At 68.8% G+C, this 26,988-nt stretch carries 29 protein-coding genes and 1 pseudogene; 15 read left to right on the top strand and 15 right to left on the bottom strand.

All coding sequences use genetic code 11. The annotated features are described in order from the left end of the window. Window positions 1-41: 41 nt before the first annotated feature. Window positions 42-338, bottom strand: coding sequence for a hypothetical protein (locus ACH4YP_RS30505; RefSeq protein WP_398493792.1), 297 nt, complete (start codon window positions 336-338; stop codon window positions 42-44). A 244-nt stretch (window positions 339-582) separates the two neighbouring features. On the opposite strand from ACH4YP_RS30505, the gene ACH4YP_RS30500 reads away from it, so the two are divergent. After that, window positions 583-1,035, top strand: coding sequence for a DoxX family protein (locus tag ACH4YP_RS30500; protein WP_361050630.1), 453 nt, complete (start codon window positions 583-585; stop codon window positions 1,033-1,035). A gap of 81 nt (window positions 1,036-1,116) precedes the next feature. On the opposite strand, the gene ACH4YP_RS30495 is transcribed toward ACH4YP_RS30500, so the two are convergent. Genes ACH4YP_RS30495 through ACH4YP_RS30485 form a run of 3 tightly spaced genes read right to left on the bottom strand, consistent with a single transcriptional unit; the run spans window position 1,117 to window position 3,754 of the window. Further along, window positions 1,117-1,776: a response regulator gene (locus ACH4YP_RS30495; protein ID WP_398493789.1), complete on the bottom strand. Its 660-nt coding sequence runs from the start codon at window positions 1,774-1,776 to the stop codon at window positions 1,117-1,119. Continuing rightward, the gene (locus tag ACH4YP_RS30490) at window positions 1,773-2,921 is read right to left on the bottom strand and encodes a sensor histidine kinase (protein ID WP_398493787.1); all 1,149 of its coding nucleotides are present in this window, start codon (window positions 2,919-2,921) and stop codon (window positions 1,773-1,775) included. Before ACH4YP_RS30490 ends, ACH4YP_RS30495 begins: the two co-directional genes overlap by 4 nt. Continuing rightward, a complete protein-coding gene (locus tag ACH4YP_RS30485; RefSeq protein WP_361050621.1) occupies window positions 2,918-3,754 on the bottom strand; it encodes a CPBP family intramembrane glutamic endopeptidase in 837 nt (278 codons plus the stop codon). Before ACH4YP_RS30485 ends, ACH4YP_RS30490 begins: the two co-directional genes overlap by 4 nt. A gap of 185 nt (window positions 3,755-3,939) precedes the next feature. Between ACH4YP_RS30485 and ACH4YP_RS30480 the strand changes: the two genes are divergently transcribed. After that, a complete protein-coding gene (locus ACH4YP_RS30480) occupies window positions 3,940-4,806 on the top strand; it encodes an LLM class flavin-dependent oxidoreductase (protein WP_361050618.1) in 867 nt (288 codons plus the stop codon). 34 nt (window positions 4,807-4,840) lie between these two features. Here ACH4YP_RS30480 and ACH4YP_RS30475 read toward each other — a convergent pair whose 3' ends face one another. Further along, a complete protein-coding gene (locus ACH4YP_RS30475; RefSeq protein ID WP_398493784.1) occupies window positions 4,841-5,671 on the bottom strand; it encodes an SDR family oxidoreductase in 831 nt (276 codons plus the stop codon). Window positions 5,672-6,230: 559 nt separating this feature from the next. On the opposite strand from ACH4YP_RS30475, the gene ACH4YP_RS30470 reads away from it, so the two are divergent. Then, the gene (locus ACH4YP_RS30470; protein ID WP_398493782.1) at window positions 6,231-6,884 is read left to right on the top strand and encodes a DUF1707 domain-containing protein; all 654 of its coding nucleotides are present in this window, start codon (window positions 6,231-6,233) and stop codon (window positions 6,882-6,884) included. On the opposite strand, the gene ACH4YP_RS30465 is transcribed toward ACH4YP_RS30470, so the two are convergent. Further along, window positions 6,871-7,830 (bottom strand): LysR family transcriptional regulator, encoded by a 960-nt coding sequence (locus tag ACH4YP_RS30465; RefSeq protein ID WP_398493780.1) that lies wholly within the window; start codon window positions 7,828-7,830, stop codon window positions 6,871-6,873. The two genes, ACH4YP_RS30470 and ACH4YP_RS30465, sit on opposite strands and share 14 nt — an antisense overlap. Before the next feature lie 122 nt (window positions 7,831-7,952). Here ACH4YP_RS30465 and ACH4YP_RS30460 point away from each other — a divergent pair, with 122 nt between their 5' ends. Further along, a complete protein-coding gene (locus tag ACH4YP_RS30460) occupies window positions 7,953-9,227 on the top strand; it encodes an MFS transporter (RefSeq protein ID WP_398493778.1) in 1,275 nt (424 codons plus the stop codon). Between the two features lie 188 nt (window positions 9,228-9,415). Here the strand turns inward: ACH4YP_RS30460 and ACH4YP_RS30455 are convergent, their stop codons facing one another. Then, window positions 9,416-10,378: an aminoglycoside phosphotransferase family protein gene (locus ACH4YP_RS30455; protein WP_361050603.1), complete on the bottom strand. Its 963-nt coding sequence runs from the start codon at window positions 10,376-10,378 to the stop codon at window positions 9,416-9,418. 204 nt (window positions 10,379-10,582) lie between these two features. Then, window positions 10,583-11,563, bottom strand: coding sequence for an alpha/beta fold hydrolase (locus ACH4YP_RS30450; RefSeq protein ID WP_398493776.1), 981 nt, complete (start codon window positions 11,561-11,563; stop codon window positions 10,583-10,585). A 4-nt stretch (window positions 11,564-11,567) separates the two neighbouring features. Here ACH4YP_RS30450 and ACH4YP_RS30445 point away from each other — a divergent pair, with 4 nt between their 5' ends. After that, window positions 11,568-11,708: a hypothetical protein gene (locus tag ACH4YP_RS30445; protein WP_398493774.1), complete on the top strand. Its 141-nt coding sequence runs from the start codon at window positions 11,568-11,570 to the stop codon at window positions 11,706-11,708. Window positions 11,709-11,773: 65 nt separating this feature from the next. Here ACH4YP_RS30445 and ACH4YP_RS30440 read toward each other — a convergent pair whose 3' ends face one another. Continuing rightward, window positions 11,774-11,944: a helix-turn-helix domain-containing protein gene (locus ACH4YP_RS30440; protein ID WP_398493834.1), complete on the bottom strand. Its 171-nt coding sequence runs from the start codon at window positions 11,942-11,944 to the stop codon at window positions 11,774-11,776. Window positions 11,945-12,614: 670 nt separating this feature from the next. Here ACH4YP_RS30440 and ACH4YP_RS30435 point away from each other — a divergent pair. Continuing rightward, window positions 12,615-13,256 carry a hypothetical protein gene (locus tag ACH4YP_RS30435; RefSeq protein ID WP_398493772.1) on the top strand — a complete coding sequence of 214 codons (642 nt, stop codon included), beginning with the start codon at window positions 12,615-12,617 and terminating at the stop codon, window positions 13,254-13,256. A gap of 240 nt (window positions 13,257-13,496) precedes the next feature. Here ACH4YP_RS30435 and ACH4YP_RS30430 read toward each other — a convergent pair whose 3' ends face one another. Then, window positions 13,497-13,817 carry a hypothetical protein gene (locus ACH4YP_RS30430; protein ID WP_398493832.1) on the bottom strand — a complete coding sequence of 107 codons (321 nt, stop codon included), beginning with the start codon at window positions 13,815-13,817 and terminating at the stop codon, window positions 13,497-13,499. A gap of 316 nt (window positions 13,818-14,133) precedes the next feature. Between ACH4YP_RS30430 and ACH4YP_RS30425 the strand changes: the two genes are divergently transcribed. After that, the gene (locus ACH4YP_RS30425) at window positions 14,134-14,781 is read left to right on the top strand and encodes a dihydrofolate reductase family protein (RefSeq protein ID WP_398493771.1); all 648 of its coding nucleotides are present in this window, start codon (window positions 14,134-14,136) and stop codon (window positions 14,779-14,781) included. 194 nt (window positions 14,782-14,975) lie between these two features. Here the strand turns inward: ACH4YP_RS30425 and ACH4YP_RS30420 are convergent. The 4 genes and pseudogenes from ACH4YP_RS30420 to ACH4YP_RS30405 form a co-directional block, all read right to left on the bottom strand. Next, window positions 14,976-15,191: pseudogene (locus tag ACH4YP_RS30420) on the bottom strand (FAD-dependent oxidoreductase); the annotation flags it as partial. After that, entirely contained in the window at window positions 15,145-16,278 is a 1,134-nt protein-coding gene (locus ACH4YP_RS30415; protein ID WP_398493830.1) for a LacI family DNA-binding transcriptional regulator, read from the bottom strand. The pseudogene ACH4YP_RS30420 and the gene ACH4YP_RS30415, both read right to left, overlap by 47 nt. 245 nt (window positions 16,279-16,523) lie before the next feature. After that, entirely contained in the window at window positions 16,524-17,150 is a 627-nt protein-coding gene (locus ACH4YP_RS30410) for a LysE family translocator (RefSeq protein ID WP_361050589.1), read from the bottom strand. A 25-nt stretch (window positions 17,151-17,175) separates the two neighbouring features. Beyond that, window positions 17,176-17,703: a VOC family protein gene (locus ACH4YP_RS30405; protein ID WP_361050586.1), complete on the bottom strand. Its 528-nt coding sequence runs from the start codon at window positions 17,701-17,703 to the stop codon at window positions 17,176-17,178. A 114-nt stretch (window positions 17,704-17,817) separates the two neighbouring features. On the opposite strand from ACH4YP_RS30405, the gene ACH4YP_RS30400 reads away from it, so the two are divergent. The 8 genes from ACH4YP_RS30400 (at window position 17,818) to ACH4YP_RS30365 (ending at window position 26,180) form a co-directional block, all read left to right on the top strand. Beyond that, window positions 17,818-18,426 (top strand): TetR/AcrR family transcriptional regulator, encoded by a 609-nt coding sequence (locus ACH4YP_RS30400; protein ID WP_398493768.1) that lies wholly within the window; start codon window positions 17,818-17,820, stop codon window positions 18,424-18,426. A gap of 56 nt (window positions 18,427-18,482) precedes the next feature. Beyond that, window positions 18,483-19,256, top strand: coding sequence for an SDR family NAD(P)-dependent oxidoreductase (locus ACH4YP_RS30395; RefSeq protein ID WP_361050580.1), 774 nt, complete (start codon window positions 18,483-18,485; stop codon window positions 19,254-19,256). A gap of 142 nt (window positions 19,257-19,398) precedes the next feature. Further along, complete coding sequence (locus ACH4YP_RS30390; RefSeq protein ID WP_361050578.1) at window positions 19,399-19,980, top strand: carboxymuconolactone decarboxylase family protein; 582 nt, start codon at window positions 19,399-19,401, stop codon at window positions 19,978-19,980. Next, on the top strand, window positions 19,977-20,981 hold the full coding sequence (locus ACH4YP_RS30385; protein ID WP_361050575.1) for an SDR family NAD(P)-dependent oxidoreductase: 1,005 nt from the start codon (window positions 19,977-19,979) through the stop codon (window positions 20,979-20,981). Before ACH4YP_RS30390 ends, ACH4YP_RS30385 begins: the two co-directional genes overlap by 4 nt. Before the next feature lie 7 nt (window positions 20,982-20,988). After that, complete coding sequence (locus ACH4YP_RS30380; RefSeq protein WP_361050572.1) at window positions 20,989-21,903, top strand: TIGR03564 family F420-dependent LLM class oxidoreductase; 915 nt, start codon at window positions 20,989-20,991, stop codon at window positions 21,901-21,903. A 229-nt stretch (window positions 21,904-22,132) separates the two neighbouring features. After that, on the top strand, window positions 22,133-22,690 hold the full coding sequence (locus tag ACH4YP_RS30375) for a nuclear transport factor 2 family protein (protein WP_361050569.1): 558 nt from the start codon (window positions 22,133-22,135) through the stop codon (window positions 22,688-22,690). 803 nt (window positions 22,691-23,493) lie between these two features. Next, window positions 23,494-24,948 carry an aldehyde dehydrogenase family protein gene (locus ACH4YP_RS30370; RefSeq protein WP_398493765.1) on the top strand — a complete coding sequence of 485 codons (1,455 nt, stop codon included), beginning with the start codon at window positions 23,494-23,496 and terminating at the stop codon, window positions 24,946-24,948. Window positions 24,949-24,992: 44 nt separating this feature from the next. Continuing rightward, a complete protein-coding gene (locus ACH4YP_RS30365) occupies window positions 24,993-26,180 on the top strand; it encodes a serine hydrolase domain-containing protein (RefSeq protein WP_398493763.1) in 1,188 nt (395 codons plus the stop codon). 69 nt (window positions 26,181-26,249) lie between these two features. On the opposite strand, the gene ACH4YP_RS30360 is transcribed toward ACH4YP_RS30365, so the two are convergent. Further along, on the bottom strand, window positions 26,250-26,813 hold the full coding sequence (locus ACH4YP_RS30360; protein WP_361050560.1) for a dihydrofolate reductase family protein: 564 nt from the start codon (window positions 26,811-26,813) through the stop codon (window positions 26,250-26,252). Window positions 26,814-26,988: the final 175 nt, after the last annotated feature.

Genomic DNA, 26,988 nt, shown 5'->3' with positions numbered 1-26,988 from the left:
CGGCGACCGCGTATTCCTCACCTATTCCACGACGGGCCGTGTCACTGGAGGGAGTCGCTGCGAGCCGACTCCTGCCGCTGATCGTGCTGATCGTGTCGCGCGTTCCAGAGGTCGGCGAGTTCGCCGAGCGCGGTGTTGAAGCGGCCGAGTTCCCACAGCAGGTAGACGCTGGCTCCGGCGAACGGAACCCACTCACCCCAGTTGAAGATGAGAACCGGCATGTACAGGAGGCCGGCCAGGACAAAGAACTTGACCAAGACCTCGGCTGTGAACGTCTGCTTGCGGCCGACGGTGACATGCTCTCCGCGGCCGTGGTTCCACTGCAGGCGCGATCTCATGTCTACTCCCTATGGGCTCTGGATGGTCATGATGCCGTCTGCCACTTGGTGAGTGCCAGTGCGGGATGGGGCCGGTGGGGACCTCGATGCGAGCGACGGCGATCACGATGCGCAGGGACACCGAAACCCGTTTGAACCCGGAGCGTTCCGGACACGTACGGTCAACTAGGGGCTCCTGTCTGTGTGCTGTGGTTCATGGCCCATCATGGCCCCCTGATTCCGTAGTGACACTCGAGGAGTACCGATGACCACCACTCCGCGCCTCGGAGACTGGCTGACGACGCGCCAGCCGTTCGTGCTCGGCCTGTTCCGTATGGTCCTTGGCCTGTTGTTCGCCAGCGAGGGCGCTGCCACGGTCTTCGGGGTGCTGGACCGGAAGGCCAGCCCGACGGGCGACTGGCCTTTCTGGTATGCCGGGGTGATCGAGTTGGTGTGCGGTGTTCTGGTTCTCCTCGGGTTCGCCACCCGCAGCGCGGCTTTCATCAGCTCGGGCGTCATGGCGTTCGCGTACTTCACTGAGCACCAGCAGGACGGCCTCTTCCCCTTGCAGAACGGGGGACTTGCACCGGTGCTCTTCTGCTGGGGATTCCTGCTCATCGTGTTCTCCGGCCCCGGTGCCTTCTCCCTTGCCGGACTGGTCGGACGCGGGAGCGGTGCGCGTCCCGTCGCCGGCCCGATGACCGAACAGGCCCGATGACCGTTCGTCCTCTCCACGCAATGCCGCTCAAGCGGTCGGCTTGAGGTCCCCGTCGACCCGCGCCGACGTGGGTGCCGTTTGTCAGGTCACCAGGCCCCGGCGGTAGGCGTAGACGACAGCTTGGACGCGGTCGCGGAGGTTGAGTTTGGCGAGGATGCGGGAGACGAAGGTCTTGACCGTCTCCGGGCTGATCACGAGGGTCGCGGCGATCTCGCTGTTGGAGAGGCCGTTGGCGATCAGGCGAAGGACCTCCAGTTCGCGAGGGGTCAGCGGGATGTCGTGCTGGGCGCTCTCGGCGGGCCGGATGCGGGCGGCGTACCTGCCGACGAGCCGCCGCGTCACCTCGGGGTCCAGCAGTGCCGCGCCCGTGCCCACGGTCCGGATCCCGTGCAGCAGTTGGGCCGGCGGGGCGTCCTTGAGCAGGAACCCGCTGGCCCCCGCGCGCAGCACCTCGTAGACGTACTCGTCCAGGTTGAACGTGGTCACCACGAGCACCTTGACGGGATGCGGCACCCCGGCCCCGGCCAGCAGGCGGGTGGCCTCGATGCCGTCCAGCACCGGCATGCGCACGTCCATCACCACGACGTCCGGGTGCACTTGGGCGGCGAGGTCGACCGCGGCCTGTCCGTCTCCGCACTCGCCGGCCACCTCCATGTCGGGCTGGGCGCCGATGTTCGTCACCAGCCCGGTACGGATGAGCACTTGGTCGTCGCAGACCAGGACCCGGATCGGAGCGGTCACGACGGGCTCCCCGCGGGTATCCGCGCCCGTACGACGAAGCCACCGGTCTGCTGCCGGCCCGCGCTGAAGTCGCCGCCCAGGACGTCGACCCGTTCGCGGAGACCGGAGAGGCCCCGCCCGCTCCCGCCGGGGGAGCCCGCCCGCGAGCCGGAACCGTCCGTACTGACCTCCACGGTGATCTCCCTTTCGGCATGGCGCACCTGAACCGAAGTGCGGTTGCCGTGAGCGTATTTGAGGGCGTTGGTCAGGGCCTCCTGCACGACCCGGTAGGCCACGAGTTCGGCGCTGCCGGTCGACTCCGCCGGTGTGCCCTCCTCGGTGAACTCCACCGGCTGACCGGCCCGGCGCGTCTGCTCCACGAGTGTGAGCAGTCTGCCGACGGACGGTGTTCTGGCGTCGGTGCCGTGGTCGGGGTTGAGCAGGTCGAGCAGATGCCGCAGGTCGGTGATGGCCCGCCGGCCGGTGTCGGAGACGGTGGTCAGGGCCTGGTCGAGGCGATCGGGCGAGGCGGTGAGATAGCGGGCCGCCTCGGCCTGCACGACCATCGCCGTCACGTGATGGGTCACGACGTCGTGCAACTCGCTTGCGATGCGGGTGCGTTCGGCGGTGCGGGTGTCCTCGGCGATACGGCTCCGGCGTTCGGCATCCGCGACGCGCGTGGAGCGCAGCCACGCCCCGAAACCCCACGCGAGGACCATCACAAGATAGAACGTCACGAATCCGCTCGGCGGCTCGCCCGAATCGAGCCGGATGAGCGCGACCGCCAGCGGCACGTACGCCACGGAGAAGACGACCGCGGCGGTACGCCGGTGCCGTTCCAGATGGGCACCCACGCTCAGCAGCGCGATGGGCAGCGCGGTGCCCGCGAACGAGTGGTAGCCGCGGAGCTGGTCGATGGCGAAGCCGACCGACACCAGGGCGAGACAGACGACCGGCCACCGCCGGCGCACGGCGAGCGGGAAGCATTCGAGGGCGATCGCCACGATGGCCAGTGCGTCGAAGGGGCGGTGCGGCAGGTCGCCGATCTGCGTGCCGTAGAACCCCGGCATGAACGACCCGGCGAGGCACAGCAACCCGATCGGGAGATCCCGGACAGTCACGTCGGACCGGTGCCACCACTCCGGGGCCCTCGGAGGACTGATCATCGGGGGAGGGTAGCGGCGGTGTCGATCCGCTCGGCGTGCCGACGGCGGGGCACCACATGGCCGCGCCGATGGGCCAACCACATGAACACGATCGTCGCCAGTACGCAGAACAGCACCGAGTACACGCTTCCCTCCGGGCCGAAGTCGCCCCCGGTGAGCAGCTTCGGGCCCGACATCGCGGAGTCCAGCAGTCCCTGGGGTGTGTCGTTGCCCGAGACCTCGGTGCTGAAGACGCCGGACGCGGCGAAGTTCCAGCCGAAGTGCAGACCGATCGGCACCCACAGCCTGCGGGTGGCGACGTACGCGGCGGTGAGCATGCCGCCGGCCTCGATGGCGATCGCGGTGGCACCCCACACGCTGGCGTGCGGGTTGAGCAGATGCGACAGGCCGAACAGCGCACCGGTCAGCACCAGGGCGATCCAGGTGCCGACGCGTTCCTCGGTGATGCGGAACAGGACGCCGCGGAACAGCAGTTCCTCCGTCACCGCGGCGGCGGCCATGAAGCCGAACAGCCCCGCCGCGCCCGACACCGAGCCCACGCCGTCGACCTCGTAGTGCCCGGAGACGAAGAGGTTCACCATGACGGCGCCGAACAGCGCGGCGCCGATCAGTGCTCCGCGGCCTGTCGCGACCGGGGAGCCTTCCAGGGCCACCTCCGTGGACGGGCGGTGCTCGGTCCGCCGTACGACCCACCCGTAGACGAGCACCGCGAGCACGGCTGTCGGGACGCCGACGGCCAGTTGGAGCCACGGACGGTCTTCCAGCGCGGCAAGCGCTTGGCCGCCGATGAAAGCGACCGCCGCGACGGCCACGAGTTGGCGGACCAGCCTCATGAGAACTCCTGCGTCAGAGCCGCGACCGGGGTGTCGCGGGCTGAGTAGAAAGCTAGGGATCAGGCGCCCCGGAATCGTCACCGCGCGGTGGACACCTGCGCGTAGCTCTCTCGGGGGACAAGGCGCACCGGGGCCCGCCAGGAATTTCGGTTGCCGGTCCCTGTGCCGTGAAGCACGATGCGTGGATGCGCTTCTCGGTGAACATTCCGAACTTCGGTGACTTCGCCGATCCCAGGACCGTGGCGAAGGTGGCCGTGGCGGCCGAACAGGCAGGGTGGGACGGGCTGTTCGTCTGGGATCACGTGCTGCACCGCAAACACGGGGGCAGGCCCTTCGGGGACCCCTGGATGCTGCTGACCGCCGCGGCGCTGGCGACGTCCCGGATCAGACTGGGCACGCTGGTCACCCCCGTCGCCCGGCGGCGTCCGCAGCAACTGGCCCGTCAGGTGGCCACCTTGGACGCCTTGAGCGGCGGCCGGGTCACCTTCGCCGCGGGGCTGGGCGGGCCCGTCGAGGACGAGTACGCGAGTTTCGGCGACATCACCGACCCGAAGGTACTGGCCGAGCGGCTGGACGAGGGCCTGGACCTGCTCCAGCGCTTCTGGTCCGGCAAGCCGGTGAACCACGACGGACGGCACTACCAGGTACGGGACGTGACCTTGCTGCCCGCCACGGTGCAACGCCCGCGGCCACCGGTCTGGGTCGCCGGCTTCTGGCCGAACCGCCCACCCATGCGCCGGGCCGCCCGCTGGGACGGCGTGGTCCCGCTGTTCACCGAGGCCAGGCACGGCCACGTACCGCCTGTCGAGCAGGTCCGCGACCTGGTCGCATACGTCCGTAAGCAGCGCGAAGACCGGTCCGGCACCCCGTTCGAGATCGTCCTCGGCGGTGCCACACCAGGTGACGACGCGGCCGGGGCCCGCGATCTGATCGGCCCGTTGGCCGAGGCGGGAGCCACCTGGTGGGACGAACGCCAGATCCAGACCAGCGAAACACTGGACCGTCTCGCCCCGGTGCTGCACCGCATCGAACAGGGCCCGCCGGTCCTGTAGTGCGTCGTGCGTTTCCGTGTGTTCAGTCGGCTGTTCACGTGTGGTGCGTGTGGAGGAACTCTCCGGCTCCACGCAGCCGTGTGCGTACGCGTTCCTGGGTGGCGCGGCTGTCGAGACGGACGTCCAGGGCGCCGGGCATGAGGGTGTCGGCCCGGCGCCCGGCAGGAAGTCGGGCCGCGTCCAGCCCGTCGCGCCGGGCGATGAGTACGCCCAGTTCATGGCGGCTGACGGCGTCCGCTCCGGCGAGGTGGAACATCCCGGCCCGGTCCGACACGGCGAGCTCCAGCAGCGCGGAAGCCAGGTCTTCGACATGGACCGGGCAGCGGATGTCGTCGGTGAACAGGACGCCCTCGCGTGTGCCCGCGGCCAGGGCGTGGACCAGGCGCTCGTGTACGGATCCGCCGTGTCCGATGATCAACGACGTACGGGCGACCGCGGCGGTCGGCGCCAGGAGCCGCACGGCGGTCTCGGCGGTGGCCTTGGCCGCGCCGTACGCGGTGACCGGGTCGGGCAGGCAGGTCTCGTCGTAGCGCATCCGGGAACCGGAGAACACCGCGTCGCTGGAGACGTGGACCAGGCGGCAACCGCGTTGCATCGCGGCCATCGCCACGCGGATCGAGCCGTCGGCGGTGACCGCCCAGTCGCTTCCTCCGCTCGTTGCGTTGATGACGGCGCTGGGGGCCACCGCGGCCAGTAGCTCGTCGACGTGTCCGGGGGAGCGGAGGTCGAGCCGGAACCATGAGGCTCCGGCACCGACGCAGGGGCGGGAACAGTACGTCGCGGCCGTCTCCCAGCCCGCGGCCGTCGCCAGGCGCACCAGTTCCGTCCCGAGAAATCCGCTGCCACCGATGATCAGGACCTTCATGGCGTCCTACGGTAACCGCGCTCGGATGAGCGCCGCCCTGAATCAAGCCGTGAGGAAGAGACGGCCCCCTTGGGTCCAGGCACTTCCCCCGGAGACCGCGCGCGCCGGGGGCGAATGTGGCACCGTGGACCCTAGGCCCGGCCCGTCACTTCCCCCCGTAGTGGCGGGTCGGGTCTTTCGCACGCCGGATGACTGCGTTCCGGACGGCGCACACTGTCTCGGTGCCGTGGGCAAGGACTTCGATGCCGTGGGCTACGAGTGGATCCGGGGCGTCCTCACGGCGCCCGGTCACCCAGTGGATGCCGGTCGGCGTGCGCCGGGGGTCGGCATACGTGCGTTGTTCAGCAGCCCAGGGAATGGTGTGAACTGGCCCCTGGGGTGCGGTTGTTGTCGCGACAGGGCCTCGGCAGGATGGATGCCGTATGCCGTGAATCGACGCTGGCCATCGCCTCTCAGTGATGGAGCCCAACCGGGATCCGTGTCGCGATATAGCGTTAGTGTTCTACTCGCGCCGCTGCCCGCGTCGCGCGGAGACGTTCGACTCGACCAGGACGGAAGCATGTCGGGAGAGATTTCGCCCACCGGGAAGCACTCCGGCTCGTCGCCCGAGCTGCGAGCCTCTCACGCGGACCGGGACCGGGTGGTTGATGTGCTGCGTATCGCGGCGGGCGACGGCCTGCTGACCGCGGACGAGTTGGACGAGCGTCTGGAAGCCGCCCTGTCGGCACGGACTCTGAGCGAACTGACCACGCTCACCGCAGACTTGCCGCCCGTATCGGCCACGTCCGGCACGTCCGTGGCAGAGGTCAAGGACGTGGTCCGGATCGAACAGGTCCACAGCGGCGCGATCGAGCGCGTGGGACGCTGGGTGGTACCGCGGAGGATGGAACTCGCGGTGACGTTCTGCGAGGTGACGCTCGACTTCACCGACGCGGTGATCACACACGACACCTTGCGGATCGACGTGGTGATGACGGGGAAGACTCTCACGCTGATCACGAGGCCGGGCATCGTCGTCGATACCGATGGTCTGCAGCTGGTACACAGCAGGGTCAAGTACCGTCAGACTTCCACGAATCCGGCCCTGCCGGTCACTCTGCGAGTGGAACTGGTGGGCCAGAAGTCCTTCGGCCGCGTGGTGGTGCGGCCTGGACGCCGGACGTTCGGACAGTGGCTGCTGCGCAGGCCCCCCTCCGGTTCTACGGGCGCCTGACTCCATCACTGCGGCGTGTTGTCTTTGCCCAGGAGGGGAGCCAGACCGCCTCGGGAAGCGGTGTCAGGCCTGCGAAGTGGTTGATGATCGCCCGGAGCCCTGGGTGCGGATTCTCGCGGGGGAGGATGAGCGAGAGCGGGTACGCGAGCGTCGGATTCACGATCGGGATGCGGCGCAGGTCGTGGTTCGTCGGCCAGATGTACCGGTCGCGCGAGCCCACGAGGGTCGCCACGTCCGCGGAGTCCGCGAGGATGTCGAGGAGTACCTCGTTGCCGAAGTTCGGGCCCGCGGCGTCGACGCGGAGGTCGAAGTCGGTGGCGAGCTGATCGTAGAACTCCGCCCATTCGCTTCGCGGCGCGATACCCGGCACCCAGATCCGGTGCCGGCGCAGCTGGGACGGTGTCAGTGTCCGTGCGGAGGCGAGCGGGTGCCTCGGGCCGACGAGGAGTTCCAGCGGGGAGTCGAAGGCGTGGATCATCTGCACGTCGCGCGGCAGTGTGGCCGGATCGGTGACCGAGCGGAACGAGGCGTCGATATCGCCTGCTTGGACGGCGGTGACCGCCAGACGCGGGTCGTTGACCTTGAGGGTCACCACATCGAGGTCGGTCTCGGGATGTGACCGCCAGTAGTCGTGCAGGACGACGGCCTGCGCGGATCGCAGGCCGAGTACGTCGATCCGTAGGGCCCGCGAGCCCGGTCTGATCGCGGTGACGGCGCGATCGACACCCGTGATGATGCTCCGGGCGTGCGGGAGGAAGGCCTGGCCGTCGAGTGTCAGCTCGACCCCCCGGGCGGTGCGGGTGAACAACCGGACGTCGAGTTCGCGCTCAAGGGTCGCGATCCGCTTCGACACCGCCTGTTGCGTTACGCCGAGCTCGTCGGCCGCGTGTTGCAGCTGGCCGAGTTCGGCCGCACGGACGAACGATCGCACCGCCTCGGTATCCATCGATCGAGCATAGACGTGCCCAACTGATGGTTGTGGCTCGCCCGGAGCCGGTTGTTTGATCCCGCGAGGGTGCGTCCGGTGTGATTCGGCGACCCGAACATCGGTTGTCGCGAGGGAGTCGCATGCGCGTGGAGTTGGGGCGCGGTTTCGGTTGGCTGTGGTCGGCCTACGCCGTCAGTACGTACGGTACGTGGCTTGCCTTCGGCGCGTTCCCGCTGATCGCGGTCCAAGTGCTGCACTCCTCGGCATTCGCCGTGTCGCTGCTGGAGGCGGCCGGGCTCGCCGTCGCGGCGATCGTCGCGTTCTCGCTCGGGCCGTGGGTCGAGCACCGGGCCAAGCGTCCGGTGATGATCGCGATGGACCTGGTCCGGTTCGTCGCGGTGGCGAGTATCCCGATCGCGTACGTCCTCGGCCTGCTTTCCTACGGGCAACTGCTGGTTGTCTCGGTCATCTCCGGGACAGCGAGCATCGCCTTCTCCGCCGCGTCCGGCGCGTATCTGAAGTATCTCGTCCGTGGTGATCACCTCCTGGTGGCGAACGGGAGGTTCGAGGGCACGAGCTGGGCGGCGACCGCGGCGGGCCCGCCCCTCGGTGGCGCACTCATCGGGTTGCTCGGCCCGGTCATCACGGTCATGGCCGACGCCCTCAGTTACCTGCTGTCCGCGCTCGGCGTTCTCCGCATCCGCGGAGGCGACATCGCGGCACCCCGCGACCGGGCCACCAGGCTGCGCGTGGGCGACCTTCTCGGCGGCTGGCGGTTCATCCTCAGCGACCGCGCACTGAGACGCCTGTTCCTCAACTCGATCCTGGTCGGCGGTCTCATCATGGCCACCGCCCCGCTCCTGTCCGTCCTCCTGCTGGGCCAGTACCACTTCCCGGCCTGGCAATACGGTCTCGCCTTCGGCATCCCGGCCCTGGGCGGCTTCGTCGGCGCCCGTCTCTCCGCGCGCCTCGTGACCCGCTACGGCCGACACCGGGTCATGATCGTCTCCGGCTGGCTGCGATCACTCTTCCCGCTCGGTCTCGCGTTCGTCCAACCCGGCATACCCGGACTCCTCACCGTGATCATCGTCGAGGGCCTGCTGATCACCTGCATGGGCATCTTCAACCCGATCTACGCGACAGAACGCCTGCGGCGGACCCCTGTGGATCGCACCGCCCAGGTCCTCAGCACCTGGAGCGCCACCAGCAAACTCCTGCAAGCCGCCCTGATGGTTGTCTGGGGCCTTCTCGCCACACTCACCAGCCCGATCGCCGCCATCACCATGTCCGGCGTACTCCTGCTCGCGACCCCGCTCCTACTGCCCAAGAGGACGCACTTGTCCACCCCAGAGCATGCCGCGCAGGGCCAGAGAGCGGAGCTGCCGCAGACCACGGGGAGCAGTCACGGCGAGTGATGGCGCCCTGGACGAATCAGGGCGCCGCAGAGCGGTCGGCCGGGAGCCGGCTCGTACTCGGGGCGACCGGGTACGGGTGTGCGATCGGCTCCGCTGCCGGACGGGCAAGGCGGTTCCGGCGCTCGCCGCCGGACGTGGAAGACGGCCCCGGCGCTCGCGGCCGTGCCCGAGCTCCGGACCGCCCTGGCTCAGCCCAGCGCGTCCATCAGGGCGGTGACATAGGCATCCAGCCGCTCCTCCACGACTCGCGTCGTCAGCTCCGTCCGGCCCGCCTCCCGCCATGGCCGCGCCACCAACCGCACCTCTTCCGAGAACGCCAGCCCGTCCCGCACCAGCCAGTACAGCCGCTCGCTCGGAGCCGCGGCCAGCACTCCGCCGGCCTCCTCGTACGCCTCGGCGAACCGCAGACCCCACGCCGGGCCGTGCAGCAGCGCGAGATTGGTGGAGGAGTGCGCCACATCGAGATCCGCCGGGCCCCAGGAGGTCGCCGCCCAGTCGACGACGCCGGTGATCCGGGCGCCTGACAGGCGTGCGGGCGGCACGTCGAACAGCACGTTGCCGGGGTGGAAGTCCCGGTGCAGGAACCGCCCCTCATAGGGCGGCGCGGGCCTGCGGATCACGTCGATCGCCGCGGCCCATGCCGCCGCGTCGGCGCCCTTCGGAGTCACGACGGTGTCGGCGGTCGTCAACGTCACGTATGTCGGGGGCCGCTCGGCGGGTCGCAACGCGTGGATCGCCATGAGTTGCCGGGCCAACAGCGGGACGCGCGTCTCCAGTCCCTCGTCGTCGAGGACCGTTCGGCCCGTCAGATGTGTCATCAGGAGTGACGGATACTCGCACTGCGCGGCGGTCCGATCGACCGCGACCAGTCCGGGAGCCCGCACACCGGTCCCCGGGAGGATGGTCAGGGCGCCGGCCTCCCGGTTCAGCGCGTCCTCGGCGTGCTCCAAGAAGAACGGGTCGACGAAGCTCCGCAGCACCAGGTGACGGGTGCCTCCGTCGCGCGCGCTGATGGTCAGCCGCCGCATTTCGGCCGTGGCGCCGCCGTGCAGCGCCTCGGTTCCGACGATCCGTTCGCCGGCCTCCAGATGCCGGCTGACCCAAGCCAGGGTCAACGGCCGGACACCCGCCGCCTCATCGTGGTCGGTCACCGTGCCACCCCATCATCCGGACGACGCCACACGCAAAGGACTTTCGGCCGAGTCGACGGCGTCACGAGAGTGATCTTTCGGCCGGATGGGGTGGAAGCCGTGTTCTCGCGACTCTCCGGAGTGGGCGGGACTCGGTGTCGGCCGTTGGCGGCGTTCCGAGCCCTGGCCGATGCGACTCGGGCAGAAGGCCGCACCAGCACTCGTCTACGTGGCCTGTGTGGAGCTCGAACAGGCCCTGAGGAATTCGATGAGGGCCGTGTTCACCTCGGCCGGGCGCTCCTGCTGAGTCCAGTGCCCGCAGCCGGTCAGTTCGAGGGGTTTGCGCAAGAGGTTGGGCATGATGTCCGGGAGGCGCTCGATGAGTTCGGGGGTACCGGGGAAGGCGGGGACGGCGTCGCGGTCACCGTAGATGTACAGGGCGGGCGGGGTGACGACGGCGCCGTGCCAAGGAGCGGTCAGTTCCCAGTTGCGGTCGATGTTGCGGTACCAGTTGAGGGCCCCGGTGAAGCCCTGGGAGAAGCTCTCGGTGAGTACGTCGAGATCGTTCTCCGTGAGCCACTCGGGCAGTACCTCGGGGTCCGGCATGCCCGCGAGCCAGCCCTGCTCGGGGTCGACCAGCGGCTGGTTCCCCTCACCGGCGCCGGGAGCGTCGCCGGAAAGGGCGTAGAAGAACTTCCTGAGAGTGGTGCGGGTTTCCTTGCCGAACTCGGCGTCGGCGACGCCGGGGCGGTTGAAGTAGTTCCAGTAGAAGCGGCCGTCGAACCTCTCGTCCATGGCCGCCAGCGGAAGCTGCGTCCCCCGGAACGGGGGTGGCACGCTCAGACCGGCCACTCCGAGCACCACGTCCGGCCGCAGCAGCGCGGTGTGCCAGGCGACCGGCGCGCCCCAGTCGTGCCCGACGACGTACGCCTTCTCCTCGCCCAGGGCGTGGATCAGTGCGACGACATCGCCGACCAGGTGGAGGATGGTGTACGCGTTGACGTCGTCGGGACGGTCGCTGCGCCCGTAGCCACGCTGGTCGGGGGCCACCACTCGGAAGCCCGCGTCGGCCAGCGGGCCGAACTGGTGGTGCCAGGAGTGCCATGACTCGGGGAAGCCGTGCAGAAGCACTACCAGGGGACCCTCGCCGTGCTCCGCGATGTGCAGCCGAACGCCGTTCACATCAATCATTCGATGCTCAACCATGTACGTGAGCGTACGCGCCGTGATCTTCGGGCGGCGATGCCGGTCCCGGGCCGGACTCGCCTCGGCGGTCGACCCGCGCCGCCGTTTCCGGGCACACCCCGACACCACACCCGGCGCCCGCCGACGAACCTTCGGCGAGACCTGACGGCGGAACCGGCCTGCTACTGGCGGCCTGCCACCGGCGGTCGGCGGCTGGCTGTCGGAGTCGGTTCAGCTCCCGGTCGGCCCGGTGGAGCGGGCGTACTCGGCGGGCGTCCGGCCGTAGCGTTTCCTGAAGGCCCGGATGAAGTGTCTGCTGTCCGCGAACTGCCAGTGGGCTGCGAGTTCCGAGACGCTGAGCCGGCCGGAGGGTGTGGTGAGAGCGAGCCGGGCCTCCTCCAGACGCCGGTGGCGGATGTAGGCGGTCGCCGACTCTCCCGTCGTGGCGAGGCCCGTTGCAGGGTGCGTACGGAGACGTTGAGTTCACGCGCTGGCATCGGTGGAGAAGAGTCGGGATCGGCGAGTTGGCTGTCCGTCAGGTTCTGGCGGCCCACTCGAACATGATCCACACAACGATGGCCGACCTGAGTCCGGCCGGTGCGACGGCCGCCCGACGTGCCGGAGGAGGAACCGCCCGCCCGGAACGGTGTGCTCGCCACGATCGCGGGAGCCACCCAACGTCCATGCCCCGCGCCGCACCACGTACAACCGCACCTGATCCTCAACGCCGCCCGGAGTCCCCGCGGTTCGGATGGCCGACACTCCGTGGACGTCGGTGATGGCCACGTCATGCACCTTGGTGACACGGCTCCTGACCCGGAAGTCGGCGATCGTGGCCGGGCTTCCCGTCGGACCCTGTTCCTGTGCTGTTCATCGTGACCACGATAGGTCCAGCCGCCTGGCCGTCGTCGCAGGCGCAGGCGCAGGTGTAGGTGCCGGTGCTGACGGTGACCGTGCGCTCGACCACGTCATCGGTTGCAGCACCTCGTCGAATCCATCGCCTCCGCCCCCTGATGCGTGGCCGGGTGCAAGGGTGGGCCGGTGTGGCGTGGCCGGTGGTGTACTGCATTACATGCCGTCCATTGACGAAGAACGGGAAGTGCTGAAGTCCGGTGTTTTCATTGCTGTGTTCTCGTCGGCACTGCTCGTGGTGGTCGGGCTCTTCTGGGGATTTCCATGGCAGGCGTTGCTGCTGCTTGTGGTTGTCTCGGTCGCGATCGGTGGCCTGATCTCCGGTATGACGCTGGCCGATGTGCGAAGCGCCGCACGTCGGAAGGCGCTGACTCACGGAGCTCTCACCACGTGGGCCGGCCGCAACGGGGGGTCCTTCGGCACCACCGTGGCGGCGTTCACCGGCGATGCGCAGGGGTGGGAGTCGCCGGCAAGTCCCCGGTTCCGCGGTGAGTTGCTCGCCGTGGGCCGCCCGCAGGGCGTTGAGGTGGGCGTCGCCTGCTGCGTCGAGGACGTGGGCGAGGCGGGAACGGCGGTCACGGCGGTACTGGTCCGCCTGCGCGGGCAGCGGCCGCCCGCACGGCTGAGTCGCCGGGAGATACGTCGGCTGGATCTGCCGCAGGGTGTGGACTCGGTGGAGACCGGAGACCGCGAACTGCTGGTGCGGTACGAGGGCTGGCCGCACTCGTCCTCAGCGGTGGACGTGCTGGTCGACGCAGCCGTTCACCTGGCGACGAACTCACACGATGTCGGCGACTCGTGACATGACCACCGTCGGGCGGAGCCCTTGTGCGGGAACCTCGTTCCACCGGACTTGGCGCAGGGTGAGGCAGGTGACTGCCTGGGCCTGGTGTTGGCCGGGAACCTCTCGGAGCCAGCCAGTTGGAGCTCCTGGGCGGCCGGCCGCTTGAGAGCGGTGAATGGCGCCCCGGCTGGAACACCCCGTCGGCGTACGGCAGTTGGGGCAGTACGGGTGACTGTCGACGAGTCGTCCCGCCGTGTCCTATTCGCCGCCGGGCCCGTCGACGAAGCGAAGCAGCACGGCGGCCTCCGCGCGCAGCCGTGTGGCTCGGTCAGCGTGCGCGGGCGCAGTCAACTGTGCCGCGGCCTCCAGCCGTTCGGCCGCCTCGGCGCGCACGACATCCACCACACTGCGCTCGCTCAGCTCACGCCGCGCCGCTTCGGTGGCGCCGACACCGACCGGCGAATGCTCAAGGGCCACACCACGGAGGTCGGCTTCGTCAACGGGCACCGCCTCGGCGTTGTCCAGCGCGGCAAGTGTGGTGCGCAGGGCGCTCACCGCGGCCTTGTCGCGGGCGCGCATCGCTTCCGGCAGTGCTTGACGCATACGAAGACGTACAGACATGCCGGTGACCTTACGGCGGCGCACCTGGACCCACAACGCGATATACGTGCTTTGGAGGCGCCTGGCTCGGGTGGTCCTCGGCGGCTTCGGTCACCGATCCATGGGGGTCGACCGCCTCCAGCACTGAGGTGCGTCAGGTTCGGCATGGATCAAGTTTATCTATGAGACCTGGGGCGAAATGGCATTAGACGTCATGACATCGGATTGGCCATCATCGCTTCATGATGAGCTGAGACGACGAAGCTCGATCGGCAGACGGAAGGGAACGCCAGCCATGTCACTCGTCCGCGTCCACAACTTCTCCATCTCGCTCGACGGCTTCGGCACCGGTGAGGTCCAGAGCCACGACGAGCCGTTCGGCCACGCCGGCGAAAGGCTGCACGAGTGGATGTTCACCACCCGGTTCTGGCACGAGATGACCGGCCGGCCCGGGGGGACCGGCGGCCTCGACGACGCCTTCGCGCGGCAGTTCGAGCCAGGGATCGGCGCCGAGATCATGGGCGCCGGGAAGTTCGGTCCGCCCGGCTGGCACGAGGACCCGGAGTGGAAGGGGTGGTGGGGGCCGAACCCGCCGTTCCACACACCGACCTTCGTCCTCACTCATCACCCTCGCCCGTCGATCGAGATGGAGGGCGGCACGACGTTCCACTTCCTGGAGACTTCGCCCGCCGAGGCACTCGGGACGGCCCGCGAAGCGGCCGGCGGCCAGGACGTGCGCATCGGCGGAGGGCCCACCGTGGTCCGCGACTTCCTTGCCGCCGGGCTCGTCGACCGCCTGCACGTCGTGGTGGTCCCGATCCTGCTCGGCCGAGGCGTACGCCTCTTGGACGGACTGGAGGGCATCGAGAAGGGCTACGAGGTCGAGGCGACCTCCTCGCCCACGGGGGTCACGCATGTGACGTTCACCCGTACGGACCTCTGAGCGGAACCGTCTCGGTCGAGAACGCGGAGCGCGGGCCAGCGGGGGTCGGCCTGCCGGGTCAGCCCCGGGCGAGCGCGATGGCGCCCGAGAGCCGCTCTCCCGCCTCGTAGATCATGTACGGGACGCCGCCGTCGGTGCCGAAGGAGGGCGCCGCGGCGCGACCGTTCTCCGGAGTAGTGGCACGCGAGTTGTAGAAGACCCTCGCGCAGCCGCCGGTACGAGGCGGTCGTACCGAACCGCTCGACCCAGGGGTGCTCGTCGGGCGGTACGGCCTGGCTGGTGAGCTGGCCGCCGATCCAGTCCGTCTCCTCGGTGAGCACGAGGCTGCGTCCTGCCCGGCAGGCGGCGAGTGCGGCTGCCACGTCACCGAGGCCGCCGCCCACGACGAGGATGTCCGCTTCGGGTATCACGCTTCTCCTTGCTGCTGGATCGGGTTGATCGGGGGCATGGAGGGGCTGCGGAGATCGCGCTCAGGGCCGGGCACGCGGTGGTCCCCGTCGTCGGGCCCGGGCGGAAGACACAGGTGACGAGCGGTTCTCGCGCCTCCTCGCCCGCGACGAGCGCGGCCAGCAGACGTACGGCCGCGGCGCCCAACTGAGGCCGGGGGATGTCGAATCCGGTGGGCTCGGGCTCACCCGCCAGGTCTGCGGGCGGGCTGCCGAGCAGGGCGAGAGACACCTCTGCGGGGCAGTCGAGGCCCGCCTCGCGCACGGCGGAGAGCAGGCTTCGCCAGGCCGCCCCGGTGTCGGTCTCCTCCGCGACGAAGGCCGTCACTCCTTCATCGGCCCAGGAGCGCAGCCGTTCAGGTGTGAGGTCCCGCTGCGGATCCGCGGACCGGAAGACGGCCGTGGGCCCGGAGGGCAGACCCGCTGCCTCCAGTCCTTCCAGGAAGCCGCGCTGACGGTCCGCCGAGGCGGGCGCGTCGTCGTCCTCGCGGACGAGCATGATCCGCCGATGCCCCAACTCGGCCAGCTGGCCCACGACTTCACGCGTGGCTTCGACACAGTCCGCGCCCACCCATGCCACACCCTCCAGCTCCTCGCGGCGGTCCAGGTGTACGACCGGGAAGCCGTCCTCGACCAGCCGCTTGAGCTCCGCCCGGGGTGTGTGCCGACCGAGGAAGAGGCAGCCGTCGGCGAGCCGGACCCTGCTCAGGGCCTCGGGACCCGCGGCCCCCGCGCCGCCGGTGCTCGACCCGGTGAACAGCACCAGGTCGTAGCCGAGCGCCGCGGCCTCGCGCTCCACGCCGACCAGGAAGGGGTAGTACGAGTGCTGTACATCGGTGGGGAACGTGGCGGTGAAGCTGAAGACGCCGAGGAGGTTGTTGCGGGCGGCGGCCAGCCGCCGGGCGGCCGGGTCGGGCACGTAACCGAGGCTGCGGGCCGCCTCCAGGACCCGTCGGCGGGTCTCCTCGGAGATGATGCGCCCCTTGCCGTCGGGCTTCGGGGACAGCACCAGGGACACGGTCGCCTGCGACACCCCCGCCAGCCGAGCCACCTCGGCCTGCCGGGGCCGCGATGTCCGACCGGCCGGAGCGGGCGCACGTCCGGGCCGTTTCCTGGGTTCCACAGTGCTTCTCTCCTCCGGGGCAGGGCCTGGGTCTATCGGCGACGGCCGCGTTCATGCGTATTACCTAATGCGCATGAACGAGAGGTCGCACCTACCGGCCCAGCGGGTCAAGAGGTGGAACAGAAGTGCCGTGGAACAGAGTGGTGTTTACGGGACGGCCGAGGAGCGCGGGCTCATCCCGCCGTTGCTGTTCGAATTCCCAGGGCTACCAGCACGGCTCCCGCCAGGCGACTCACCCCGCGTCGGAACCGCGGTGTGTCGATCGCCGTGCGTGCGGTGGCGACCACGTACGTCCAGAACAGCAGCCAGATCAGGACCATGGCCACATGCGTGATCGCGAGCGTCGCGATCTGCGGCGCGATGGGGTGGCTGGACGTCAGGAACTGCGGCACGAGGGTGAGATAGACCGACGCCGCCTTCGGATTGAGGACATTGGACCACAACCCCTGGCCAAAGCCCCCGAGTCGAGCCCACGGCGAGCGCCACCGCCGCCGTGCCGTTGGTTCGGCATCTCGACACGTCGAGCGCCACGTTGTGACGCCCAACCAGATGAGGTAGATGCCACCCAGGAGCTTCACCACTGTCAACGCCTGAGCCGACGACATCACCAGGGCCGACAGGCCGACCGCGGCAAACGTCGCGTGCACCAGGAGCCCGCACGCTGAGCCGAAGGCGGCGCGCACCCCGTCGGACCGCGTGCCCACGATCACCTGCTGGGTGACAAGCGTGAAGCTCGTGCCGGGAATCAAGGTGAGGGGAGTGACCGCGGCTACGAAGCCGAGTAGTTGATGCCACTGCACAGGACAGGCCCCCGCGTAGTCGGCTTCAGGCGACGTGGACCTGATCGCGGGCATCCCGCCACGCCCGGGTGGCCCAGTACAGATCGTCGGGGTCCTCGATGAGTTCCAGATAGAGGCCGAGCTCGGCGTAGGTGTCGAGGAAGGCGACTCGGACACTGCCGAACCGGCCGGACATCGCCACGTCGAAGCCGTCGCGCCGGGCCGCCGCCAGAGAAGCGTCGAGGTCGGCGACGAGATATCCGAAGTGGTGTGGTCCGGCACCGTGTTCCGCGAAGAACTCGTGCTGGATGCTGGTGCCCGCCAACGGCTGCATCAGCTCGATCTGCATGTTGCCGCTGCGGCCGTAACCGAGCGCGAGCCCGCCCGGGACGGTCTCGCCGCGCAGGGTCCACTTCTGTTCCATCCGGAACTCGGTGAACTCGCCGCAGCCGAGCGCCGTGCGCATGGCCTCTTCACCGGCCTTCAGGTCGGACACCACCCACGCCTGCTGGAACAGGCTCGCGCCCAGGCGCCCCGTCAGTGCTCCGATGCCGGTCTCTGCCTTGACGTCCATCGCGGGCTCCTCGCTGTCGTCGACCGGTTGGCATGGCCGGCCATCGGTCCGCTAGGCTCAGCACTGAACAGGAGTTCAACACAATGGTCCAAGAGCGTCAAGGAGATGATGACGGTGAGTGGCACACGCCGCAGCGCGACCGACAACTCCGAGACGCGCAAGGTGCTGCTCGACGTGACCGCGCGCCTGATGCGGGAAGAGGGCTACGCGGCGGTGAGCTCGCGCCGGGTGGGCCGCGAGGCCGGGGTGACACCCGCGTTGGTCCACTACTACTTCGCCACCCTCGACGATCTGTTCCTCGCCGTCTTCCGTGAGGGTGCGGAGAAGAACCTGAGCAGGCACGCCAGGGTGCTGGAATCCCCGCAACCGCTGCACGCGCTGTGGGAGTTCAGCATCGAACCCTCGGGAACAGCGCTGCTCACGGAGTTCATGGCGCTGGCCAACCATCGCAAGAGCATCCGGAGCGAGATCGCCGAGTACGCGATGCGGTTCCGTCGACTGCAACTGGCGCTCCTGGAGAGCCGACGCTGGGGGCAGTCGGAGCCAACCGGGCAGGACGTGCCGCTGCCCGCCCTGCTGGTCGTCCTCAGCTGCCTGTCGCGGGGCCTGGTGATGGAGGACGAACTCGGCATCACGGAAGGCCACGCCGAGACCCGGGCACTCGTGGAACAACTGCTGTCGCGCTTCGACGACAACAGGGCCGACCGGGCCCCGCAGGCGTAACCCTTCGTACGCACGACCCTTGTCAGGATCACGGCGGCCTTATACGGTCGTTCAGCATGAGCGGTCTTCCAGCATGGTCAGAACCACGCACAGCGATCGTTACAGGATCCGGCTCCGGCATCGGCCTGGCGACAGGGATGCGGCTCGCGGCCGAAGGCGCCGCAGTCGCGGTATGGGACATCGACGGTGACTCCGCCAAGGCAGCCGCGGCACAGATCACCGAGGCCGGCGGCACGGCGGTCGGTCTGCAGGTCGACATCGCCGACCGGAGCCAGATCGACGAGGCCGTCGCCGAAGTCCGCTCGCTCCTCGGGCCCGCGACGATCCTGGTCAACAACGCCGGCATCTCCCCGTTCAAGCGCTTCCTCGACATCACCGCCGAGGACTTCGCACGCGTCATGGCCGTCAACCTGGCCGGCACCTTCCACTGCTGCCAGGCGGTCGCACCGGACATGATCGCGGCCGGCTGGGGGCGGATCGTGAACATCTCCTCCTCCAGCGCGCAGACCGGAAACGTCCGCCAGGCGCACTACGCCGCCTCCAAGGCCGGCGTCATCGGGCTCAGCCGGTCGCTGGCCCAGGAACTGGGCCCCAAGGGCATCACGGTCAACATCGTCCCGCCCAGCTTCATCGACACACCCGCCCTGCGTGGCAGCGCGGAAGCCGGATACCTCGGGTCGGGCGTGGAGTCGCATGTAAAGAGCACTCCCGTACGCCGGGTGGGACGTCCGGAGGACATCGCCTCGGCCTGCGTCTACCTGGCACGCGACGAGGCAGGCTTCATCACCGGCCAGATCGTCGGAGTGAACGGCGGCCGGGTCATCGTCTGACCTCTCCACCTTCCGACTACTACATCGTCCGACCTGTTCGTCGTCCGACCTCTTCATCGTCATCACCGTCGTCCGGGATCCCGGTCCCGGCACGACCCCCGTCCCGGAACACCCCCATCGGAGCATCTGCGAGGAGACGGCGTTGAACGCCCGGATAGCACCGCTTCCACCGGCCTCCTGGCCGGGTGACATGTACCAGGCCCTGCACGCGCTGGACCCCAGGAAACACGGCCTGCCACCGCGCCCGCCAGAAGACCGCCCGCCGACCGACGGCATCCTGGGCTCCTTCGCCCACCACCCCCAACTCGCCCGCGGGTTCTTCGAGTTCAACGGGCACGTCCTCTTCGACACCACCCTGACACCCCGGCAGGTCGAGATCATCGCCCTGCGGATCGCGGCCCGCCGCGCCTGCGCGTACCTCTGGGACCACCATCTCTTCGGCGCCCGCGCCGCCGGCCTGACCGACGCCGACATCGCCCGCGTCGCTTTCGGGCCCGAAGCGACGTTCCCCGACCCGCTGGAAGGCGCGCTCGTCCGGGCCGTCGACGAACTGGTCGAGGACGGTGTCGTCGCGCAACCGACCTGGGACACCCTGTCGGTCGCACTCGACCGGCGCCAGCTCCTGGACGTGCTCTTCACGGCCGGCTGCTACGAAACGGTGAGCTGGTTCGCCCGCTCGCTAGGCCTGGACACGCAGGCCCCGTCAGAGGAGGCGAACGGATGAGTACGAGGCTGGACGGCAAGGTGGCCGTGGTCACGGGCTCCGGAATGGGTGCGATCAAGGGCATCGCGGTCGGCCTGGCCCGCGAGGGCGCGAAGGTCGTCACGAACAACCGCAAGCCCGGGTCGGTCGGCATGACGGCCTGGTCCGACGCCGACGCCACGGAGAAACTGCTGACGGACGAGGACCGAGAGCTGATCGCGTCGATCAGCGGTGACGCCCGTACGACCGCGGACGCCATCATCGCGGAGGGCGGCGAGGCGATCCCGTTCTTCGGTGACCCCGGCGACTTCGAGGTGGCCGGGGACATGGTCCAGGCGGCCATGGACGAGTGGGGCAGGGTCGACATCGTCGTCAACGGCGCCGCCGGCTCGGGCTTCGGCCCCTTCCACAAGGTGACGCCGGAGGACTGGCTGCTGCAGACCCACACCAAGCTCACCGGCACGTACAACGTCATGCACCACGTGCTGCCGATCATGCGACGGCAGGGGTTCGGCCGGGTTCTCAACGCGTCGTCGGACGCGCTGCCCGGCAAGCCGATGCTCGCGCCCTACAGCGCCGCCTGCGCGGGCATCGCCGCGTTGACCAGGGCGGTGGCCGGAGAGCTCGACGGAAGCGGTATCACCTGCAACGCCTTCTGCCCGCGCTCCCTGTCCCGGAACCACATCAACTGGCGTGCCTCGATGCGTGAACGGCTGGCCGGCGGCGGCCCCGAGATCGAGGCCTTGAAGAAGCTGCTCGACGAGGAGGAGAAGGACCACCAGGCCCCGGAGAAGCTGGGCCCGTTCCTCGCCTATCTCGCCACCGACGAAGCCGCGTACATCAACGGCGCCGTGTTCACCGTCACCGCCGGCGGACGCATCTCCCTCTACTCCGAGATGAGCACGATCTCCGAGGTCACCAAGGACGGCGCTCCCTGGACGGTGGACGAACTCAGGACCGTGATCCCCGAGCGGCTGCTGGCGGGCCACATCCCTGTCCCGACCCGAGAGCCAGGAGCGTGAACCCCTCATGCGTATCGGACTGACCGGCGGCGCCTCGACGCCGGAGAAACTCATCGCGCAAGCGCGACAGGCGGAGGCCGACGGCTTCCACTCCCTCTGGTACGCCAGCATCGTCCAGGGCGATCCGCTCGTCGCGCTGGCACTGGCGGGACGGGAGACCTCGACCATCGAGCTGGGCACGGCGGTGCTGCAGACCTACCCGTGCCACCCGCTGCTCCAGGCCCAGCGAGCGGCCTCGGTCGCGACCGCCATGGGCCGCCCCGGGTTCACCCTTGGGCTCGGCCCTTCGCACGCGGCCGTCGTCGAGGGCATGTACGGCATGTCCTACGCGCGGCCCGGCCGCAACACCGAGGAGTACCTCCGTATTCTCACAGCCGTACGGCGCGGCGAGGCGGTCGACTTCGCGGGCGAGGAGTGGACCGCCCACGCACCCGCGGGCATCGTGCGCGGCGCCGAGAACGTCCCCGTACTGCTGGCCGCGCTCTCCCCGCGATTGCTGCGCGTGGCGGGCGAGTACGCGGACGGTGTGGTGCTGTGGATGGCCCCGGCGGCGGCGGTCGAGCGACATGTCGTCCCCCAGCTGACGGCTGCGGCCGAGGCGGCGGGCAGGCCGTCACCGCGCATCGTGGCCGGGCTGCCGGTGGCCGTGCACGATGACGAGCAGGAGGCCCGGGAAGCGGTGGCGGCGAGTTCGGTCATGTACGCGAACTCCCCTGCCTACCGCCGGATCATGGCGATCGGTGGCGCCGACAGCCCGGCCGACGCCGCCATCGTCGGTGACGAGAAATCCGTCGAGACCCAACTGCGCGCGCTCCTCGACGCGGGGGCCACCGACATCCACGCGAGCATCGTCCCGGTCGGCGAGGACAAACGCGGGTCGATGCAGCGCACCCGCGGCTTCCTGCGGCAACTGACCGGCTGACAGACCGGCTTGGAGGGACAGCATCCTCGTGGCGGGCGGCAGCGCGGGCGGCGGCCGGCCGCCCGCGCCCGTGTCACCGACCTGGGGAATCTTCCGTCGGCCTTCATCGACATGGGCGGCGCGGAGACGTTCCGCGACGAGGCCGTCACCCGCGCCGCCCGGATCCGGCAGGCCGGGGCGTGGCCGGGGCGTGGCCGATCCGCCGCCCGACAAGGCATGGAGGAACGAAATGTCCGTCGAGGACGAACTCGCCGAGCTCCGCAGCGAGCTCAGGTACGTCAGGGACCGTCTCGCGGTGCTCGACTGCGTCATGAACCACGCACGCGGCCACGACCGGCACGACGAGGAACTGATGGCGAGCGTGTACCACCAGGACGGTACGGACGAGCACGGTCCCGTCGTGAAGACCGGCCCCGTGTACGGGGCGTACGCCAACGAGGCACACGCTTCCGTCTTCGCCGACCACCTGCACAACATCACCACGCACACCTGCGAGATCGACGGCGACGAGGCGCACTGCGAGAGCTACGTGATCGGCGCGATGCGCGCCCGCGACGGCAAGGGCGTGCACCTCATCGGCGGCCGCTATCTCGACCGCCTGGAGCGGCGGGACGGGCAGTGGCGGATCGCTCTGCGACGCTGCACCGTCGAGTGGACGTCCCGCGGCGACACCGCACTCCTCACCTCTGGTGCCTTCACCGGCTTCATCCAGGGCAGTTGGGACCGGGAAGACCCTTCCTACGCCCGCCCGCTGAGCCTGAAGGAGACACCGGTACAGCGGTGGTAGAGCATCCCCATGAGAACCACGACTCATCCGTGCGCTTTTAGGGTGGGCGGCAGAAGCTAGCGCTCGCAGGCGAAGGCCTCCACCTCGGCACAGCCGGCAGCCCGGTGATCGCCGAACCGCTGCCGCCCACCACCGAACTCCGCCTCTCGGAATCCGCGCGGAGTTCGCACCCTGGTGATGGAGAACGCCATGGCCGGGCGGGTGGTTGGACAGGGCCATGAACTCCCCGATCACGGCACCCGGTTGGGCTCTGGGCTCCCAGAGACCCCGCAGTGGTTCGCCGGATTCCAGGGGGGCGGTCCCGCCGTCATTGTTCTTGACGGTGTTTGAGAGCCCATGCTAAACAGTGTACAGCGCGATGCTGAACACCTGTTCAGCGGGCGTGTGGGTGAACGTGAATCTCGCAGCGAGCACGGTCTCGGCACTTCGTTCCGCAGACAGTACGTACCGGTCACGACCAGAGCCCGCGTCGGGCGAGTTGACGAGATGCACCCCCTGCCGGCAGGTGCTTCTTCCATAACCGTCAGATCCGAGGGGAACAAGGTCCAGGCCGATGACACAAACCCGGTACGCCCGCAGTGAGATCGGTCGGCTGTGATCAGCGCGGCGGCGCGACGTCGGTCTGTTCGTGAAGGTGCCTGCCTGCCTCCTCGACGTCCCGACAGAGGCGATCGACGCCGCCTGGGTCCACAGGTCGGGGATCGTGCCGGCCGGGCGCCCGATCACCCCGACGGCGGCCACCTCGACCCGAGGTTGTTCGGCGCGTTCGCAGCTATCTCCGTTCAGATCGAAGGGGCTCCGTAATGACGCTTTCGGCAGTGTTGGAAGAAATCGCAAAACGGCCGGGGACTTCCGAGATGGTCCCGATCTTCAATCCATCGGTCGGGGAACAGATCGGCGAATTCGCCGATGGCGGCGCGGCCGCAATCGATGAAGCGGTTGCGCGGGCCCGTGCGACGTTCGAGTCCGGGGTCTGGCGCGGCAAGACCGGCAGCGAACGCTCCCGGATCCTGTGGCGCGTCGCCGACCTGATCGAGGAGCGCGTGGATGAACTCGCGGAGCTCGACGCGCGCAACGGCGGCATGCCCGTGTCGCAGGCCCGCGGCATCATGTTCGCTTCGGCGGAGTTCTTCCGCTACTGCGCCGGCTGGTGCACGAAGATCAACGGCATCGCGCATGACATAAACATGGCCGGGGGGCTCTCCGGGAAATCCGCGGAGATCCATGGCTACACGCTCAAGGAGCCTGTCGGTGTGGCCGGGCTCATCACCCCGTGGAACGGGCCTTTCCACGTCGCGGCCATCAAGCTGGCGCCGGCACTCGCCGCGGGCTGCAGCTGTGTGCTGAAGCCCGCGGAGCAGACGCCGCTCTCCGCGCTGGTGATGGAGAAGATCCTGGCCGAGGCCGGAGTGCCCGACGGGGTTGTCAATATCGTTGTCGGTCACGGCCACACCGCCGGTGCCGCTCTGGCGGAACACCCCGACGTCGACAAAATCTCCTTCACGGGATCGACCGAGGTGGGCAAGAAGATTGTCCATGCGGCGGCCGGCAACCTGAAGAAGGTCATGCTTGAGCTCGGCGGAAAATCACCGGTGCTCATCTACGACGACGCCGACCTGGCGCAGGCCATTCCGGCAGCCGCCATGGGGATCTTCGTTCACTCGGGACAAGGCTGCATCTGCGGATCGCGCGTTTACGTGCAGCGCGGAATCTATGACCAGGTGGTCGACGGAATCGCCCAGATCGCTAGGGGATTGCGCCAGGGCGGCAGCCACGACGACAACATCGATATCGGTCCCGTTGTCAGCCAGAAGCAGCTCGACCGCGTCACGGGATACATCGAGGAAGGCAAGAGGGACGGCGCCGAAGTGATCGCCGGCGGAAACCGCCGCGACCGGCCCGGATACTTCGTCGAGCCAACCGTCCTCACTCAGGTGCGGCCCGACATGCGGCTGGTCCAGGAGGAAATCTTCGGTCCCGTCGTCGCGGTCACGCCGTTCGACGACGATGACGAAGCGCTCGCTCTGGCGAACGACTCGGTCTACGGCCTCGCGGCGACTGCCTGGACACGCGACGTCGGCCGTGCCCACCGCCTGGCGAAACGCCTGGACGCGGGGATGGTCACGCTGAACTGTCAGATGGTCTGGGACCCTGCCCTGCCCATCGGCGGCCACAAGCAGTCCGGCTGGGGAGCTGAATACGGGATCGACGGTATCGAGGCCTATATGAAGACGAAATCTGTCTATACGATGCTGTAGTGGATGGTCGGTTACCGCAGCCGCTTATCGGTATCGGCAGGCCAATGAGACGAAGGCGGCGTGGAGCGCGGCGGATCGCCTGGGCAGTGCCGATGCTGTCGCTCCTGGCGTTGGCCGGGTGCGCCGAGGCGCCGTCGTCGAAGTCGACAGCAACGGCTGCCGCTACGGCGGCGGCCGTCGACTGCGGCCGGATCGCAGGCAACGGCCGGACGTTCTACGAGAGCAGTCCGACGTACACGGATCCCCGGGACGATGGTGAGGACTGGTCGTCGACCGCGCCGGAGGCGCAGGGACTGGATTCCACCAAGTTGCGCAGGGGGCTGGCCAAGCTCGGGAACAACGCGTCGTTGTCGAGCGTGTTGGTCATCCGGCACGACCGTCTCGTGGCCGAGCGGTACTACCACGGTAGTGGCGCACAGCGGAGCAACAACGTCCACTCGGCGTCGAAGAGCGTCCTGCAGGCGCTGGTTCACATCGCCGTAGCGAAGGGCGACATCGGAAGTCTGGACGACCCGGTGGCCGACTACCTGCCGGAGTACTTCGGCAATGCGACGCCGGACAAGAAGAAGATCACCATCCGGCACATGCTGACCATGAGGTCAGGTCTCGACTGGACAGAGGATTCGACCGAGAGCCAGGTCGAGGAGACGTCGAACTGGATCCGGGCGATTCTCGGCCGTGATCTCGTGTCCGTCCCTGGCACGACGTACAACTACAGCAGCGGTAATACGCACATCGTCTCGGCCGTGCTGCAGAAGGCCACCCGCATGAGCACCTGCCAGTTCGCCCACCAGTACCTGTTCGGACCGATGGGCATCACGGCCGAGCATTGGGGCCGTGACCCGCAAGGCGTCTTCTCCGGCGGATACAACGTCTATCTGACGTCACGGGAAATGGCCAAGTTCGGCCTGCTGTACCTGCACGACGGCAAGTGGGGTGGCCGACAACTCGTGCCACCTGGTGCGGTGCGGGCGGCCCAAACCCGGACCACCCAGGTCGACGACGTATTCGCCTACTCCGAGGGTTGGTGGCTGCAGACCATCTCCGAACGCTCGATGTACTTCGCCTGGGGATTCGGCGGGCAGTTCATCTACGTGATCCCCAGCGCGGACATCGTGCTCGTGATCAGCGAGAACACAAGCAACAACGGCGCCAACGAGGAGATAGACCCGACGGAGTTCATTCGCGACCATCTACTGCCCGGCACGACCGGACCCGGATCCGGACCCTGATCTCGCTGTCTCCGCGCATGGTCAGGGTGGGAGCACCCCAGTCGGCATCTGTTGCCTCGGACGAGCCGGCTAACGCACCACGCGGTAACGGAGGTAGACGACTTTCGAGCTGAGGGCGCGTGTCTCGACGAGTTCGAGATCCACCCGGCGCTCGTCCTGGGGAAAGAACGGAGTGCCACCGCCGACCAGCACCGGGTAGACGATGACCTGGTACTCGTCGATCAAGCCCGACGCCGCCGCCTCGGCGGCGAGAGTCGCGCCGCCGATCGCGATGTCGCCCTCACCCGGCTCGGCTCGCAACCGCTCGATCTCCTCCGCCAGGCCGCCGGAGGCCAGGCGGGCATTGCCCTGCACAGCCGACAGCGTCGTGGAGAACACCACCTTGGGGAGCGGGTTCCAGAGCGCGATCCACTCGCGATCCGCGTCGTCGAGCGTTTGATCCTGGTCGGCGGTCTCCCAGTACAACATCGTCTCGTACAGCCGTCGTCCCAGCAGGTGGACGCCGACCTGTCGAATCTCGTCGATCCAGAAACGAAAGACCTCCGGGTCGGGGGCCGTCCAGTCGAAGTTGCCGTCCGGCCCGACGATGTAGCCGTCGAGCGAGACGCTCATCGAATACGTCACGCTGCGCATCAGAAGTCCTCCTCGGGAACGGGGCCGACAGTATGACCGCCGGACGCCGTTCGAACGGCGGAACTGGATGCCGCGATCCCGGATGTACTGGGGCACCGCCGACCAGTCGTAGGTGAGCGTGACCTCAGTCTCGGAAGGACCGAGCGGCGCAAGGTCGTATCGCCGGCTCCAGCCG

The organism is Streptomyces sp. NPDC020747 (genome assembly GCF_044334695.1).
Lineage (GTDB): Bacteria > Actinomycetota > Actinomycetes > Streptomycetales > Streptomycetaceae > Streptomyces.
The sequence above is the reverse complement of the archived record's forward strand: the minus strand, read 5'-3'. Positions and strand labels throughout refer to the sequence as shown.

Coding starts and splice junctions, on each gene's coding strand:
- ACH4YP_RS30505 (WP_398493792.1), bottom strand. CDS start 338: ATGAGATCGCGCCTGCAGTGGAACCACGGCCGCGGAGAGCATGTCACC.
- ACH4YP_RS30500 (WP_361050630.1), top strand. CDS start 583: ATGACCACCACTCCGCGCCTCGGAGACTGGCTGACGACGCGCCAGCCG.
- ACH4YP_RS30490 (WP_398493787.1), bottom strand. CDS start 2,921: ATGATCAGTCCTCCGAGGGCCCCGGAGTGGTGGCACCGGTCCGACGTG.
- ACH4YP_RS30485 (WP_361050621.1), bottom strand. CDS start 3,754: ATGAGGCTGGTCCGCCAACTCGTGGCCGTCGCGGCGGTCGCTTTCATC.
- ACH4YP_RS30480 (WP_361050618.1), top strand. CDS start 3,940: ATGCGCTTCTCGGTGAACATTCCGAACTTCGGTGACTTCGCCGATCCC.
- ACH4YP_RS30475 (WP_398493784.1), bottom strand. CDS start 5,671: ATGAAGGTCCTGATCATCGGTGGCAGCGGATTTCTCGGGACGGAACTG.
- ACH4YP_RS30470 (WP_398493782.1), top strand. CDS start 6,231: ATGTCGGGAGAGATTTCGCCCACCGGGAAGCACTCCGGCTCGTCGCCC.
- ACH4YP_RS30465 (WP_398493780.1), bottom strand. CDS start 7,830: ATGGATACCGAGGCGGTGCGATCGTTCGTCCGTGCGGCCGAACTCGGC.
- ACH4YP_RS30460 (WP_398493778.1), top strand. CDS start 7,953: ATGCGCGTGGAGTTGGGGCGCGGTTTCGGTTGGCTGTGGTCGGCCTAC.
- ACH4YP_RS30450 (WP_398493776.1), bottom strand. CDS start 11,563: ATGGTTGAGCATCGAATGATTGATGTGAACGGCGTTCGGCTGCACATC.
- ACH4YP_RS30435 (WP_398493772.1), top strand. CDS start 12,615: ATGCCGTCCATTGACGAAGAACGGGAAGTGCTGAAGTCCGGTGTTTTC.
- ACH4YP_RS30430 (WP_398493832.1), bottom strand. CDS start 13,817: ATGCGCGCCCGCGACAAGGCCGCGGTGAGCGCCCTGCGCACCACACTT.
- ACH4YP_RS30425 (WP_398493771.1), top strand. CDS start 14,134: ATGTCACTCGTCCGCGTCCACAACTTCTCCATCTCGCTCGACGGCTTC.
- ACH4YP_RS30405 (WP_361050586.1), bottom strand. CDS start 17,703: ATGGACGTCAAGGCAGAGACCGGCATCGGAGCACTGACGGGGCGCCTG.
- ACH4YP_RS30395 (WP_361050580.1), top strand. CDS start 18,483: ATGAGCGGTCTTCCAGCATGGTCAGAACCACGCACAGCGATCGTTACA.
- ACH4YP_RS30385 (WP_361050575.1), top strand. CDS start 19,977: ATGAGTACGAGGCTGGACGGCAAGGTGGCCGTGGTCACGGGCTCCGGA.
- ACH4YP_RS30380 (WP_361050572.1), top strand. CDS start 20,989: ATGCGTATCGGACTGACCGGCGGCGCCTCGACGCCGGAGAAACTCATC.
- ACH4YP_RS30375 (WP_361050569.1), top strand. CDS start 22,133: ATGTCCGTCGAGGACGAACTCGCCGAGCTCCGCAGCGAGCTCAGGTAC.
- ACH4YP_RS30370 (WP_398493765.1), top strand. CDS start 23,494: ATGACGCTTTCGGCAGTGTTGGAAGAAATCGCAAAACGGCCGGGGACT.
- ACH4YP_RS30365 (WP_398493763.1), top strand. CDS start 24,993: ATGAGACGAAGGCGGCGTGGAGCGCGGCGGATCGCCTGGGCAGTGCCG.
- ACH4YP_RS30360 (WP_361050560.1), bottom strand. CDS start 26,813: ATGCGCAGCGTGACGTATTCGATGAGCGTCTCGCTCGACGGCTACATC.